At 71.9% G+C, this 14,157-nt stretch carries 11 protein-coding genes; 2 read left to right on the plus strand and 9 right to left on the minus strand.

Features of this window, described 5'->3' with window-relative positions:
• Positions 1-177: 177 nt before the first annotated feature.
• Positions 178-1,857, plus strand: coding sequence for a sodium:solute symporter family protein (locus tag ACIRG6_RS19870; protein ID WP_364818370.1), 1,680 nt, complete (start codon positions 178-180; stop codon positions 1,855-1,857).
• Positions 1,858-1,878: 21 nt separating this feature from the next.
• Positions 1,879-2,187, plus strand: a complete 309-nt coding sequence (locus ACIRG6_RS19875; RefSeq protein ID WP_364673610.1) for a hypothetical protein — start codon at positions 1,879-1,881, stop codon at positions 2,185-2,187.
• Positions 2,188-2,688: 501 nt separating this feature from the next.
• On the opposite strand, the gene ACIRG6_RS19880 is transcribed toward ACIRG6_RS19875, so the two are convergent.
• The 9 genes from ACIRG6_RS19880 to ACIRG6_RS19920 all read right to left on the minus strand — a co-directional run bounded on the left by ACIRG6_RS19880 (position 2,689) and on the right by ACIRG6_RS19920 (position 14,099).
• Complete coding sequence (locus tag ACIRG6_RS19880) at positions 2,689-3,363, minus strand: helix-turn-helix transcriptional regulator (protein WP_239766057.1); 675 nt, start codon at positions 3,361-3,363, stop codon at positions 2,689-2,691.
• Positions 3,364-3,556: 193 nt separating this feature from the next.
• On the minus strand, positions 3,557-5,449 hold the full coding sequence (locus ACIRG6_RS19885; RefSeq protein ID WP_403323803.1) for an outer membrane protein assembly factor BamB family protein: 1,893 nt from the start codon (positions 5,447-5,449) through the stop codon (positions 3,557-3,559).
• A gap of 88 nt (positions 5,450-5,537) precedes the next feature.
• Entirely contained in the window at positions 5,538-7,319 is a 1,782-nt protein-coding gene (locus tag ACIRG6_RS19890) for an outer membrane protein assembly factor BamB family protein (RefSeq protein ID WP_364673615.1), read from the minus strand.
• A gap of 247 nt (positions 7,320-7,566) precedes the next feature.
• Positions 7,567-9,381 carry an ABC-F family ATP-binding cassette domain-containing protein gene (locus tag ACIRG6_RS19895; RefSeq protein WP_318213211.1) on the minus strand — a complete coding sequence of 605 codons (1,815 nt, stop codon included), beginning with the start codon at positions 9,379-9,381 and terminating at the stop codon, positions 7,567-7,569.
• Positions 9,382-9,455: 74 nt separating this feature from the next.
• A complete protein-coding gene (locus ACIRG6_RS19900) occupies positions 9,456-10,358 on the minus strand; it encodes a 4-(cytidine 5'-diphospho)-2-C-methyl-D-erythritol kinase (RefSeq protein WP_403323806.1) in 903 nt (300 codons plus the stop codon).
• A 7-nt stretch (positions 10,359-10,365) separates the two neighbouring features.
• Complete coding sequence (rsmA, locus tag ACIRG6_RS19905; RefSeq protein WP_403323809.1) at positions 10,366-11,226, minus strand: 16S rRNA (adenine(1518)-N(6)/adenine(1519)-N(6))-dimethyltransferase RsmA; 861 nt, start codon at positions 11,224-11,226, stop codon at positions 10,366-10,368.
• A 58-nt stretch (positions 11,227-11,284) separates the two neighbouring features.
• Positions 11,285-12,586: a ubiquitin-like domain-containing protein gene (locus ACIRG6_RS19910; RefSeq protein WP_403323812.1), complete on the minus strand. Its 1,302-nt coding sequence runs from the start codon at positions 12,584-12,586 to the stop codon at positions 11,285-11,287.
• 136 nt (positions 12,587-12,722) lie between these two features.
• Positions 12,723-13,613, minus strand: coding sequence for a TatD family hydrolase (locus ACIRG6_RS19915; RefSeq protein WP_364673627.1), 891 nt, complete (start codon positions 13,611-13,613; stop codon positions 12,723-12,725).
• A 54-nt stretch (positions 13,614-13,667) separates the two neighbouring features.
• Positions 13,668-14,099 (minus strand): hypothetical protein, encoded by a 432-nt coding sequence (locus ACIRG6_RS19920; RefSeq protein WP_364673629.1) that lies wholly within the window; start codon positions 14,097-14,099, stop codon positions 13,668-13,670.
• Positions 14,100-14,157 lie beyond the last annotated feature (58 nt).

Raw genomic sequence — 14,157 nt, forward strand, 5'->3', positions numbered from 1 at the left:
GCCGCACTCCTCTACGCCCACACCCAATCACTCAACACAATCAAACATAACACTTCACAACCGACCAGCACCCCGATCATCACAATCAAACAAAGAACATCACCTGAAGTGTTCAATTACTGAACACGGAGGCGTAGGTTCCGCTCCGGATCAGTTCGCGCAACGAAGCGAGTTCGTATGCATACCCCCACATATCTAGCCGCGGAGCTTCGCCTCCCCACCAACTGGCTCGACTACACGATCCTCGGGATCTACTTCGTCGTCGTCCTCGGCATCGGCTTCGCCGCCCGCCGCTCGGTCAAGACCAGCCTGGACTTCTTCCTGTCCGGACGGTCGCTGGCCGCCTGGATCACCGGTCTCGCCTTCATCTCGGCCAACCTCGGTGCCACCGAGATCCTGGGGATGGCCGCCAACAGCGCGCAGTACGGCGTCTACACGACGCACTGGTACTGGATCGGCGCCATTCCGGCGATGGTCTTCCTCGGCCTGGTGATGATGCCGTTCTACTACGGCTCGAAGGTCCGCTCGGTGCCGGAGTTCCTCCTCCTCCGCTTCGACAAGGCGGCACACCTGCTGAGTTCGATCCTGTTCGCCTTTGCGGCCATCCTGATCGCCGGCGTGAACCTCTACGCCCTCGCGATCGTCGTGGAGGCGCTGCTCGGGTGGCCGGAGTGGGTGGCCATCGTGATCGCCGGCTTCTTCGTCCTGGCGTACATCACCCTCGGCGGACTCTCCTCGGCGATCTACAACGAGGTCCTCCAGTTCTTCGTGATCATGGCGGCGCTCATCCCGATCACCATCCTGGGCCTGAAGAAGGTCGGCGGCTGGGACGGCCTGTCCGACTCCCTCACCCAGTCCCACGGCGCCGACTTCATGACCTCGTGGGGCGGCACGGGCATCGGCAGCGCGAACCCGCTGGGCGCCAACTGGCTGACCATCGTCCTCGGCCTCGGCTTCGTGCTCTCCTTCGGCTACTGGACGACGAACTTCGCCGAGGTGCAGCGCGCCCTGTCGGCGAAGAACCTCTCGGCGGCCCAGCGCACGCCGCTGATCGCCGCGTTCCCGAAGATCTTCATCGTCTTCCTGGTGATGATCCCGGGCCTGGTCGCCGCGGTCCTCGTCCCGAAGATCGGCACGCCGGGCTCGGACCTCCAGTACAACGACGCGATCCCGTACCTGATGCAGCAGTTGCTGCCCAACGGCGTGCTCGGCATCGCCGTGACCGGCCTGCTGGCGGCCTTCATGGCAGGCATGGCGGCGAACGTCTCCTCCTTCAACACCGTCTTCACCACCGACATCTGGGCGAAGTACGTCGTGAAGGACCGCGACGACGCGTACTACGTGCGCTTCGGCCGCCTGATCACGGTGATCGGCGTGCTGGCCTCGATCGGCACGGCGTTCCTGGCCTCGTCGTTCTCGAACATCATGAGCTACCTCCAGACGCTGTTCTCCTTCTTCAACGTGCCGATGTTCGTGGTCTTCATCATCGGCATGTTCTGGAAGCGGGCGTCGATGAAGTCCGGCTTCTGGGGGCTGATCGCGGGCACCACCGCCGCGATGGTCAACTACTTCGTCATCTACAAGCAGGGCATCATCGACATCCCCTCCGACCAGGGCGCCAACTTCGTCTCGGCGATCGCGGGCTTCGTCGCCGGAGCGGTCGTCATGGTCGCCGTGTCCCTGTTCACCAAGCCCAAGCCGGTCTCCGAGCTCCAGGGCCTGGTCTACGGCACCCGCTCCCCCGGCATGTCCGAGCCGCCCGCCGCGGGCGACGACGCGTGGTACCGCAAGCCGGCGCTGCTGGGCTGGGGTGCGGTCGTGCTGGCCGCCGCCTGCTACATCCCGTTCTCGTTCTGATCGCGGGAGGATTGAGAGAAGATGTCCGATTCCTACTCCGACAAGAACGTCCAGGACGAGGTCTCCGAGCTGGAGAGCAAGTCCGCCACCGCCGCGCGGCTGTTCGACATCCGGCGGATCATCGGCGGGCTGTTCGTGGTCTACGGCGTCATCGTGACGATCGCGGGCTTCGTGGCGTCCGACGACGACATCGACAAGGCGCAGGGGGTGAACATCAATCTGTGGACCGGGGTGGGGATGCTGCTGCTGGGCCTGTTCTTCCTGGTCTGGCTGAAGCTTCGGCCCATCGCCCCGCCGGCACCGCCGGTGGACGAGGCCGCGCAGAAGTGACGGCCGGGTTCTGACGTCGGTCCCTCCACCGGCGTCACCCGGTGCGGGTGCGGCTCGGCGCTGCGGGGCGCCGGCGCTCAGGCGGAACGGGGGTGGGTGACGCAGCCCAGCGCTGCCGGGTGCCGCTGCGCCCACCCGTGCCGCCCCTGGGGGTACCTCCCAGGCCGTTCAGGCACTGGGGGAGGCACGACTGCCCGCAGCTACGTCGGCATAGGCAGCGGCCCGCGGCTGCGGCGGCGTAACGCGTCGGGATGCAACGACGGCGGTCAGCCGCGTACGGCGGGAAGGGGACGTGTCGGGGGGTGTCCGCCCGCAGCGGTTGGCGCGTCCGCGCCGGGCACTTCTGTGGCCGACCGATTCCGCGCCGTTCCGAGGACGGACACCCCCCGACACGACCCCGACCCACCCACCACCGAAGGCGCTACGCGCACCCCCACCACACCCGCACAGGCCGCCGCAGGCACCCCGCCCCACCACCGGAGGCACCCGCAGGCACGATGCTCAGCCGCCGGAGGCACCCGCTCGGTCCAGCAGGCCCGTCCGTGCCGCCAGCGCGGCCGCTTCCAGTCGGGAGCCCACGCCCAGTTTCATCAGGACCCGCTGGACATGCGTACGCGCCGTCGAAGGCGCTATGCCCATGCCCGCCGCGATCAGCCGAGTGTCCTCGCCGTCGGCGACCCGGACCAGGACCTCGACCTCCCTCGGCGTCAGCATCGACAGCAACCGCTGCCCCTCGTCGTCGGGCTGGGCCGCCGGATTCAGCAGCTCTCCGAACGCCCCCTGGAGCAGCGCCGGCGCCACCGCCGCCTCACCCGCCCGCGCCTTCATGATCGCCCGCTCGACGCCCTCGATGCGCTCGTCGTGCCGGACGTACCCCGACGCCCCCGCCGCGAACGCCGCCGCGATCCCGCGCGGACTCGGCACCGGCCCCAGCACCAGCACCGCCACCTGCGGCCGCTCCCGCTTGACCCGCACCACCGGGTCGAAGATCCCCGGTTCGGCCGGTGTCGCCGTGCCCAGCAGGCACACCTCCGGCGCCCGGCTGATCACCAGCTCCGCCGCCCCCGCGGCGGGCGCCGCCGCGGCGAGCACCCGGTGCCCCCGCAGCTTCAACGCCGAGGCCAACGCCTCGGCGAGCAATCGGTGGTCGTCGACCACCATGAGCCGCACTCCCATAGAGCAACCCCCAGTCCCCCCGGCCCGCGGCCCCCCGGCCCCGCCTCATGCCCCCGGAAGCTACACGCTAGTGCGACGTCGCGCTGCCCCTACCGGTAAGAACTGCCCCGGAACGCCGAAATCCCTCGCAATACGGCCCCGCCCCTGAACAGGGACGGGGCCGTGAACGCACGCCCGAGGGGGATCGGCCGGCTCAGCCGCCGGTGCCGAACCCGATGGCCAGGTACTCCTTCTCGTCCGCACTGGTCAGCTCACTGGCGTACACCTGCGACATGTACAGGTGGCCCTGGGAGTACAGGTACTCGGAGTACTCCGGCAGCATGCTGGTCTCCACGTCCCGCACCGCCTCGGTCGCCGGGTTCTCCAGCAGCGTGGTCTCCTTGAACGACCCACCGTCGATGCTGACGATCTGGCCGCCCTTGTCGTACGGCGGGCGCTTGTAGGCGATCACGTTGCCGCCGTCCATGCGCAGCGGGGTGATCGTGTAGCCCTCGCCGGCGTCCGCGCGCTGCCCGGTCTGCTTGCCGGTGGCCAGGTCGAGGGCGACGATCTCGTTGGTCCGGGAGTACCCCTCGCCACCGCCCTCGTGCTCCTCGGTCGGGATGTAGATCCGGTCGTTGCCGACCACGAGCCCGGAGCACTGCTCGATCTTGCTGATGGTGTCGCAGCGGGCGGCGTACTGCTCGCCCGGCGCCGAGATGCGGGTGCGCAGCTTGCCCGTCTTGTTGTCGATGGAGAAGAAGTCCGAGATGCCGCTGCCGTCACCGGCGGAGTCGCCGACGTCGGCGGCCACGACCAGCGGGTTGGTGGAGACGATGCCCGCGTACTCGATGCCCTTGGCCATCTTGTACTCCGAGAGCACCTTGCCGGACTTCGGGTCGAGGGTCTGGATGTTGAGCTGCCGCGCGTCGTACGTGCCGCACTTGCGCACCGCGACCAGCTTCTCGCCGCCGCCGTAGCCCGCGTCGTAGCAGGAGTCGGTCGGTTTCGGGGACCACAGGACGTTGCCGCTGGCGAGGTCCCAGGCGACGCCGCCGCTGGTGCTGCCGGCGGCGACGGTGCCGCCGCTGATCGTGACGTTGTCGAAGGAGATCGGCTGGTCACCGGACTTGGCGGTCTTCGTCCACACCGTCTTGCCGGTGTTCAGGTCGATCAGCGCGACCTGGCTGCAGCCGTGCGAGGGCTCGGCCTTGGTCGGCATGGCGGGCTCGTGGACGACGACCGCCTTGTTGTCCTCGGTGAGGTGCCGGCTGGTGGTGCAGACGGGGCCCGCCAGCGGGACGGTCCACAGCTTGGTGCCCTTGTCGGGGTCGTAGCCGACGATCTGGGCGATGCCGCTCTTGGCGTAGACCGAGTCGGTGAGCCAGGAGCCGGAGACGACGATGCTGCTGTCGTCCTTGCTCACCGGGGGTGCCGGGACCTGGAAGAGGACCTTGGCGGACGGGTCCGACGGCACCTTCTCCTCGCCGCCCGAGGAAGTGCCGCCGGTGCCGCCCTTCTCGCCCGTGCCGCCCTTGCCGCCGGTGCCGCCGCTGGAGCCCGCGGTGGTGTTCTTGTCGTCGTCCTTGCCGGAGGAGCTCGCGTACCAGACGCCGCCGCCGACGATGAGGGCGATCGCGACGACGGCCGCCACGATGATCGCCATCGATGCGCTGATCTTCCGCCCGCCGCCCGTCGCGCCGGGCTGGGCCGGCATCGGCGCGGTCGCCCCCGGATATCCGTAGCCGGGCTGACCGGGCTGCCCCGGCTGACCGTACGGCGGCGTCGGCTGCCCGTAGGGACCGGGCTGCTGCGGCTGTCCGTACCCGCCCGGCTGGCCGGGGTAGCCGTAACCGGGCTGGGGCGTCTGCGGGGGCTGCGGATACCCGTACCCCGGCTGCGGCGCGCCCACCGGCGGGGTCGGCGGGGCCGCCGGGGGCGTCCCCGGGGCCTGGGGGTAGCCGTACCCGGGCTCGGGAGCCTTGCCGAGGTTCGGCCCCGACGGCGGGGCGGGGGGCTGCGGCGGCTGCGGCGGCTGGTCCTGTGGCGGGCCGAAACCGCCTCCCTGCGGGGGCTGGTGGGGCGGCGGGGGCGGCGGCTGGGTCATGGCGTGAGTACCTCGGAGAGCGGAGACGACGGGGCCGGCCGGACGGGCCGGACGGCCCCGGCGGGGCGGACGGCGGGGGCGAAGAAGGTCACTTGCCGTAGGCGAGCATCAACTTCTCCTTCGCGTCGTCGTTCCCGGTCAGACGGGTGCTGGAGATGTAGAAGCGCCCGTCGGCCCAGTCGATGTCCCGCGAGTAGAAGCTGTCCTCGACGTCCGCAGCGCCCTGCGGGTTCTGGAGCAGCTTGGCCGGCGTGTGGCTGCCGCCGCCCGTCGGGATCGACACGACCTGGCCGCCCGCGTCGTACGACGGCTCCACGTAGGCGACGAGCGCGCCGCCCTCGGCCTTCACCGGCAGCATCGACTCGTCCGCGGGGGACTTCGTGCGCCACTTCTCCTTGCCGTCGGCGAGGTTGACCGCGACGATCTCGTTGGCCCCGGTGGTCGCCTCGGTCGGCAGGTAGAGGGTGTTGTCGGCGACGACGACGCCCGTGCAGCCCTGGAGGTCGCGTTCGAGGATGGCCCAGCCGCACTCGGGGGCGAAGTCCTCGTCGACGTCGACCTGCGCCTGGACCCGGCCGGCGGAGGTGAAGCTGGAGATGTTCCAGACCTTCTTGTCCTCGTTGGTGGCGTAGACGACGAGCGGGTCGACGGAGTAGGCCCGCCCGACCTGCCAGCCCTTCTCGTACTTGTAGGTCCACAGGACCTTGCCGGTCTTCGGGTCGAGGCCCTGCATCTCGTCGTGCGCGTTGTCGCCGCCGGCGCCGCAGGAGGCGACCTGGACGAGCTTCGTGGCGCTGCCCGCGAATCCGGCGGGGAAGCAGGCGTCGCCGTACCGCTTCTTGTCGTACAGCTTCTTGCCGCTGGTGACGTCGTAGGCGGTGCCGGACTGGGAGCGGCCGACCATCAGGGTGTTGCCGCTGACGGTGAGTTCGAGGGAGAGCGTCGAGTCGAACAGCTCGCCCTCCGCCACCTCTTCCTTCCAGCCCTGCTTGCCGGTGGCGAGGTCGATCTGCTGGAGCTGGTTGCACTCCGCGCGGTCGCTGGAGCCGCTCATGTAGGCGACGACGATCGTGTTCTGGGCCGTCCTGTCCGGGGTGACCGCACAGATCTTCTGCGGGAAGGTGATCGGGTCCCAGGTGGGCTTGCCGTCACCGACGTTGTAGGCGAAGAGCTGCTTGTACGCCGCCTTCACCGCGGCCTTGTCGGTGATCCACATGCCGTCGGCGTCGGCGCCGGAACCGGGGGCGTCGGGCGCCTCCTTGTACCAGAGCACCTTGGACTCCCCCGCCTGGCGGCCCTCGTTGAGGTCCTCGGGGTCCTCGCCGCCGTCGCCGCTTCCGTCACCCGGGTCGACCGGGGCGCCGCCGGAAACGGAGGGCTTGGCGTCGTCGCTCTTCTCGGCGACCGGCTTCTTGTCCTTGCCGTCGTCCCCGGTGCCGGTGACCGCCCACACGGTGCCGCCGATCACGAGCAGGGCCGCGACCGCGGCGCCGATCACGAGGGCCGGCTTGCCCTTGAAGGGGTTGCGGGATCCGGAGCCGCCGGGCGGCGGGGTGCCGGGCGCGCCGGGGAACTGGGGCTGCGGGTAGCCGTAGCCGGGCTGCTGACCGTACGGGCCCGGCTGCTGGGGCTGGGCGTACGGGCCGGAGGTGTACGGGCCCGGCTGCGCGTACGGACCGGGCTGCTGCTGCGGGTAGCCGTACCCCGGCTGCGGCGGTCCGGGCGGCGGGCCCTGCGGAGGCTGGGGCGTACGGGGCGGGCCCTGCGGGGGCGGAGGCGTCTGCGGCGCTCCGAAACCACCGCCCGGCGGCGGATCCTGCGGTGCTCCGAAGCCACCCGGCTGCGGCGGCTGGTTGGGCGGCTGGCTCATCAGCGCGTTCCCCCTTATTGCTCACTGATTTTTCGCCACGCTCCGAGGTACGCGCTGGCCTCGGAAGCGTCATCGGGCGGTCTCAGACAGTCTTCAGACGGCCCTTTCTATCACCAGGTACCGACAGCACACCGGGCCGCGTCCGCCCCTGTTCCCAAGGGAGGACCGGCCCGTGATGCCTCCGTTACGCGCCTTCACGCCCCCTTCACGCGGCGCGCGCCCCGTATGCGCAGGGGTCCGCCGCGGATCAGGCGTCCTCCGCCAGTTCCAGCCAGCGCAGCTCCAGTTCGTCGCGCTGTCCGGCCAAGGTCCGCAGCTCGGCGTCCAGTTCGGCCACCTTCGCGAAGTCCGTGGCGTTCTCGGCGATCCGGCTGTGCAGCTTGGTCTCCTTCTCGGAGATCTTGTCGAGCTGCCGCTCGATCTTCTGGAGCTCCTTCTTGGCGGCGCGCACGTCGGCGGCGCTCTTCTCCCCCGCCTCCGCGGCCGGCTTCGCCGCCGGTGCGGGGGAGCCCGCCGCCGCGGCCTCCTCCATCCGCTGCCGCCGCTCCAGGTACTCGTCGATGCCGCGCGGCAGCATCCGGAGCGCGCCGTCGCCGAGCAGGGCGAAGACGCGGTCGGTGGTGCGCTCGATGAAGAACCGGTCGTGGGAGATGACGATCATCGAGCCGGGCCAGCCGTCGAGGACGTCCTCCAGCTGGGTCAGGGTCTCGATGTCGAGGTCGTTGGTGGGCTCGTCGAGGAAGAGGACGTTGGGCTCGTCCATGAGCAGGCGCAGCAGCTGGAGACGCCGCCGCTCACCGCCGGACAGGTCGCCGACCGGCGTCCACTGCTTCTCCTTGCCGAAGCCGAACGTCTCGCAGAGCTGGCCCGCGGTCATCTCGCGGCCCTTGCCGAGGTCGACGCGCTCGCGGACGCGCTGCACGGCCTCCAGCACCCGCCAGGTGGGGTCGAGTTCGGCGACCTCCTGGGAGAGGTAGGCCAGCTTGACGGTCCTGCCGACGCGCACCTTCCCGCCCGCTGGCTGCTGTTCGCCCTCGCTGCGGGCGGCGTCGGCGAGCGCGCGCAGCAGGGAGGTCTTGCCGGCGCCGTTGACGCCGACCAGGCCGATGCGGTCGCCGGGGCCGAGCTGCCAGGTGACGTGCTTGAGCAGCACCTTGGGGCCGGCCTGGACGGTCACGTCCTCCAGGTCGAACACGGTCTTGCCGAGCCGGGACGACGCGAACTTCATCAGCTCGCTGCTGTCGCGGGGCGGCGGGACGTCGGCGATCAGCTCGTTGGCGGCCTCGACGCGGAAGCGGGGCTTGGAGGTGCGGGCGGGGGCGCCGCGCCGCAGCCAGGCCAGCTCCTTGCGGACGAGGTTCTGCCGCTTGGTCTCCTCGGTGGCGGCGATGCGCTCGCGCTCGGCGCGGGCGAAGACGTAGTCGGAGTAGCCGCCCTCGTACTCGTAGACGTCGCCGCGCTGGACGTCCCACATGCGGGTGCAGACCTGGTCGAGGAACCAGCGGTCGTGGGTGACGCAGACGAGGGCGGAGCGGCGTTCGCGCAGGTGCCTCGCGAGCCAGGCGATGCCCTCGACGTCGAGGTGGTTGGTGGGCTCGTCGAGGACGATCAGGTCCTGCTCGTCGATGAGCAGCTTGGCGAGCGCGATCCGGCGCCGTTCGCCGCCGGAGAGCGGTCCGATGACGGTGTCCAGCCCCTGCGGGAAGCCGGGCAGGTCCAGCCCGCCGAACAGGCCGGTCAGCACGTCCCGGACCTTGGCGTTGCCCGCCCACTCGTGGTCGGCCATGTCTCCGATGACCTCGTGGCGGACGGTGGCCTCGGGGTCGAGGGAGTCGTGCTGGGTGAGCACGCCGAGGCGCAGCCCGCCGGAGTGGGTGACCCGTCCGGTGTCGGGCTCCTCCAGCTTGGCGAGCATCCGGATCATGGTCGTCTTGCCGTCGCCGTTGCGGCCGACGACACCGATGCGGTCCCCTTCGGAGACGCCGAGGGACACGCCGTCGAGAAGTGCACGGGTGCCGTACACCTTGCTGACGTTCTCGACATTGACCAGGTTGACGGCCATTTCTCTCCTGCCTGGGGGACGATCGACCCTCCAGGGTAGTCCCGGCCGCCGGTACCCAGGGTTTGCCGTTGGGATCAGGCCGACCCGAGCACCGTCGCCCCCGCCGCCGGGCCCGACGCCGTGCGTACGTCGCGGCAGGTGCCGGACGCCCTCAGCACCCCGGCGATGTCGGACGCGGACCGGGCGTCCGGGGCGAGGAAGGCCGTGGTCGGGCCCGAGCCCGAGACCAGCGCCGCCAGCGCCCCCGCCGCCCGGCCCGCCGCGAGGGTGTCGGACAGTTCGGGGAAGAGGGAGAGCGCGGCGGGCTGGAGGTCGTTGGTGACCGCGACGGCGAGGGCCGCGGGGTCGCCCTTGGCGAGGGCGTCGAGGACGGGCTGCGCGGCGACCGGCTCGGGGATGTCCCGGCCCTCCGCCAGCCGGTCGAACTCCCGGAAGACGGCCGGCGTGGACAGGCCCCGCGCGGCCAGCGCGAACACCCAGTGGAAGTCGCCGCCGACCTCCAGCTCCGTCAGCCGCTCGCCCCGCCCGGTGCCCAGCGCCGCCCCGCCGACCAGGCTGAACGGGACGTCGCTGCCCAGCTCGGCGCAGATCTCCAGCAGCTCGGCGCGCGAGGCGCCGGTGCCCCACAGGGCGTCGCAGGCGACCAGGGCGCCGGCGCAGTCCGCGCTGCCGCCCGCCATGCCGCCGGCGACGGGGATGTCCTTGGCGATGTGCAGGTGGACGTCGGGTTCGCGGCCGTACCGCTCGGCGAGGGCGAGGGCCGCGCGCGCCGCCAGGTTGGTGCGGTCCAGCGGGACCTGGTCGGCGTCCGGGCCCTCGCAGGTGACGCGCAGGGCGTCGGCCGGGGTCGCGGTGACCTCGTCGTACAGCGAGACCGCGAGGAAGACGTTGGCCAGGTCGTGGAAGCCGTCGGCGCGGGCGGCGCCGACCGCGAGCTGGACGTTGACCTTGGCGGGGACGCGGACCGTCACGCTCACTTGCTCGTCACTCCTTGTGTTCGGCGATACGCGCGAACTCTTCCACGGTCAGCGCCTCTCCGCGCGCCTGTGGCGACACGCCCGCGGCGACGAGGGCGGCCTCGGCGGCGGCGGCCGACCCGGCCCAGCCGGACAGAGCGGCCCGCAGCGTCTTGCGGCGCTGGGCGAACGCGGCGTCGACGACGGCGAACACCTCGCGCCTGGACGCGGTGGTCTTCAGCGGCTCGGTCCGCCGGACGAGTGACACCAGTCCGCTGTCGACGTTCGGCGCGGGCCAGAAGACGTTGCGGCCGATGGCGCCGGCCCGCTTGACCTCGGCGTACCAGTTGGCCTTCACGGACGGCACGCCGTACACCTTCGAGCCGGGTCCGGCGGCGAGCCGGTCGGCGACCTCGGCCTGGACCATGACGAGGGTGCGCTCGATGCTCGGGAAGGTCTCGAGCATGTGCAGGAGGACGGGCACGCCGACGTTGTAGGGCAGATTGGCGACGAGCGCGGTCGGGGCGGGGCCCGGCAGCCCGGTCACCTGCATGGCGTCGGAGTGGACGAGCGCGAACCGGTCGGCACGCCCGGGCATCCGGGCGGCGACGGTGGCGGGCAGGGCGGAGGCGAGGACGTCGTCGATCTCGACGGCGGTGACCCGGTCGGCCACCTCGAGGAGGGCCAGGGTGAGCGAGCCGAGACCCGGTCCCACCTCGACCACCACGTCGTCGGGGCGTACCTCGGCGGTGCGGACGATACGGCGGACCGTGTTCGCGTCGATGACGAAGTTCTGGCCGCGCTGCTTGGTGGGGCGCACGCCGAGGGCTGCCGCGAGTTCGCGGACGTCGGCGGGGCCCAGAAGGGCGTCGGGGGTGGGGCTGCTCACCCCGCAAGGGTAGCCGGGGGCGTCCCCCGGGCGGCCCGGGGCGGCCGGGCACCGCCGGTCATCCCCGCAGCCGGGCCCCGCAGTGCGGCCAGGCACTCGCCCCGCTGCGCACGTAGAGCTTCTTGGCCCGGTACGTCTGCTCCCCCGCCGGGGCGTCCTGGGGTCGGCCCTCCCCGCCGAGGCTCCGCCAGGTGGCGGTGTCGAACTGGTAGAGGCCCCCGTACGTCCCGGAGGGGTCGACGGCGTCCGCGCGCCCGCCGGACTCGCAGGCGGCCAGGCCCTGCCAGTTCAGGTGGTCGGCGCCCCGCACGGAGACGGGCCGCGGCCGGGTGCCGACCCGCACGACCTGGGGGCGGGGCTCGCGCACCACCTCGGTGCGCAGCCTGCGCGGCTTCTGCCGGACCCCGTTGACGGTGCGCACGGCGTACGTGGTGCGGCGCAGTCCGGGCTGTCCCGCCTGCTCGACGACCTCGGTGCCCCGGGGCAGGGAGGAGTCCTCCGTCCGTTCCTCGGCGAAGGGGAGGGGGTCCTCGCGGACCTCCGTGGTGTCGGTGACGCGCAGCACGGTGACGGTCTGCCCGTCGCGCGGGAAGCCGGCCCCGGGGACGGACGTGGTGTCCTGGCCGCGCAGGGTGACGCCGGCCTGCTCGACGGCCTCGTGCACGGTCGCGGCGTTGGTGCGGATGGTGCGGGCCCGGCCGTCCGCCATGACCGTCACCACGCGTTCGGTGCGGACGTCCAGGGCCAGCCCTTCGCGTCCGATGCGCCGGGAGCGCGAGGTGGACAGGTGGGCGCCCTCCGTCCGGACCCCGAGCTGCCGCAGCGCCTCCTCCACCGTCTCGGCGGTGGTCCACACCTGGCGCCGGTGGCCGTCGAGGGTGAGCAGGACGGGCCGCCCGTAGTGGACGGCGATCTCGTCGCCGCTGGTGAGCGGCGTGCCGGGGGCGGGTGAGACGACGTCGTGGGCGCCCACCGGGACGCTCTCCTCGGCGAGCAGTTCGGTCACGTCGTCGGCGAAGGTGTGCAGGGTGCGGGGCCTGCCGTCGACGGTCAGCTCGACCGCCTTGTCCTTGGCGACGAAGGCGGTGGTGCCGCCGGCGAGGAACGCCACGACCAGCGCCTGTGGCAGCAGTCTGCGCACGGTGCCGTCCGCGCGCCCGGCGTACCGGGTCCGGCGCCGGTGCGCGGCCCGCCCGCCCGGCGCGGGGACGGCCGCGCGCGGTGGGGCGCTCTGCCGGGGCAGTGCGGGCCCGGCCGCCTCGTAGGCGGGCCGGTACGTCTCCCCGTAGGGCAGGGTCGGCGCGCTGTGCACGTCATACGGTTCACAGGTCTCGTAGGGCTCGAACTGCGTTCTGCTCACGCCGACAACGCTCCAGGGGTCCGGATCGGGCCCCCAGAACCTAGCCGAGCGTCCGTCACTCTCCAAAGCGACGCGGCTACGTCGAGTGACGCACCGTATGTCCGTATGTGTGTCTGTCCGTGTGTCCGTACGTGTGTCAGTAGCCGAAGGCGCGGGCCGTGTTCGCCGCGAGGGCCGTCGCCAGGGCGTCCTCGTCGATGCCCCGCACGGCGGCCATCGCCCGCACCGTGACCGGCACCAGGTAGGGCGCGTTGGGGCGGCCCCGGTAGGGGACCGGCGTCAGGAACGGCGCGTCGGTCTCCACCAGGACCAGTTCCAGCGGGGCGAGGGCGAGGGCGTCGCGCAGGTTCTGGGCGTTCTTGAAGGTGACGTTGCCGGCGAACGACATGTAGTACCCGGCCTCGGCGCAGATCCCGGCCATCTCCGCGTCGCCGGAGTAGCAGTGGAAGACGGTGCGCTCGGGGGCGCCCTCCTCCTTGAGGACGCGCAGGACGTCGGCGTGGGCGTCGCGGTCGTGGATGACCAGGGTCTTGCCGTGCCGCTTGGCGATCTCGATGTGGGCGCGGAAGGACCTCTCCTGGGCCTCCTTGCCCTCGGGCCCGGTGCGGAAGTAGTCCAGGCCCGTCTCGCCGACGCCCTTGACCTGCGGCAGCGCGGCCAGGCGGTCGATCTCCGCGAGGGCGTCGTCCAGGGCCGCGTCCCCGCCGGGCTGCCGCGCGCCCTGCCGGGACCAGCCGTCGGGGTCGCCGTGGACGATGCGCGGGGCCTCGTTGGGGTGCAGGGCGACGGTGGCGTGGACGGCGTCGTACTCCGCCGCCGTATCGGCCGCCCAGCGGGAGCCGGCGAGGTCGCAGCCGACCTGGACGACCGTGGTGACGCCGACGGACGCGGCCTTCGCGAGGCCCTCCGCCACCGTGCCCGACTGCATGTCGAGGTGGGTGTGCGAGTCGGCGACCGGCACCCGCAGGGGTTCGGGGAGCGGCGGGGCGTCGTTCTTGTCGGTCCGGTCCGAGGCGTTCGAAGGCATGCCCCGATCCTACGAAAGGAGCATGCCGTACGGATTTCCGCAGGTCGCGGGAGGTCAGCTCACCCTGCGCCGGAGGTGGAGGGCCTGGAGGAGGTCGGACAGGTGCCAGTGCCGGTGCCCGGACGGGATCGCCGGCGTCCCCGGCCCCGGCTGCTCGGGCACCTGCGGGACCTCCAGCGGCCCGGCCGGGGGCACCCGGTGGACGCCCTGCGCGGTGCCGCGCACCGAGGCGACGCTCCCCGGCCGCATGATCCGTACGACGTGGCTGTCGCAGTTGGCGCACGTGGGCCGGCTCAGCGGGGAGGGCACTGTGCGGCCGTCCGCCACGTAGCGCACGAACTCGCGGCCGTCGGCGTCCTTGTGATGCTCTATCTCGAACGACTGCTCCCAGCCGTGCCCGCATCGCATGCAGGCGAACGAGTACGACTCGTGGCCGACGGCGGTGGCTCCGGCCCGCAGGCCGGGCTGCCCGGTGATCTCACTCATACCGGCTCCTGCTGTCCGCTGGACGTGGGAAACGGGTACGTCCCCCTTCGTCCAGTGG

This window comes from Streptomyces flaveolus (assembly GCF_044765825.1).
GTDB classification, from domain to species: Bacteria; Actinomycetota; Actinomycetes; order Streptomycetales; family Streptomycetaceae; genus Streptomyces; species Streptomyces flaveolus.

Excerpts from the sequence above, each read along its gene's own strand:
- ACIRG6_RS19870 (WP_364818370.1), top strand. The coding sequence starts at position 178 with ATGCATACCCCCACATATCTAGCCGCGGAGCTTCGCCTCCCCACCAAC.
- ACIRG6_RS19875 (WP_364673610.1), top strand. The coding sequence starts at position 1,879 with ATGTCCGATTCCTACTCCGACAAGAACGTCCAGGACGAGGTCTCCGAG.
- ACIRG6_RS19880 (WP_239766057.1), bottom strand. The coding sequence starts at position 3,363 with ATGGGAGTGCGGCTCATGGTGGTCGACGACCACCGATTGCTCGCCGAG.
- ACIRG6_RS19885 (WP_403323803.1), bottom strand. The coding sequence starts at position 5,449 with ATGACCCAGCCGCCGCCCCCGCCGCCCCACCAGCCCCCGCAGGGAGGC.
- ACIRG6_RS19890 (WP_364673615.1), bottom strand. The coding sequence starts at position 7,319 with ATGAGCCAGCCGCCCAACCAGCCGCCGCAGCCGGGTGGCTTCGGAGCA.
- ACIRG6_RS19895 (WP_318213211.1), bottom strand. The coding sequence starts at position 9,381 with ATGGCCGTCAACCTGGTCAATGTCGAGAACGTCAGCAAGGTGTACGGC.
- ACIRG6_RS19915 (WP_364673627.1), bottom strand. The coding sequence starts at position 13,613 with ATGCCTTCGAACGCCTCGGACCGGACCGACAAGAACGACGCCCCGCCG.
- ACIRG6_RS19920 (WP_364673629.1), bottom strand. The coding sequence starts at position 14,099 with ATGAGTGAGATCACCGGGCAGCCCGGCCTGCGGGCCGGAGCCACCGCC.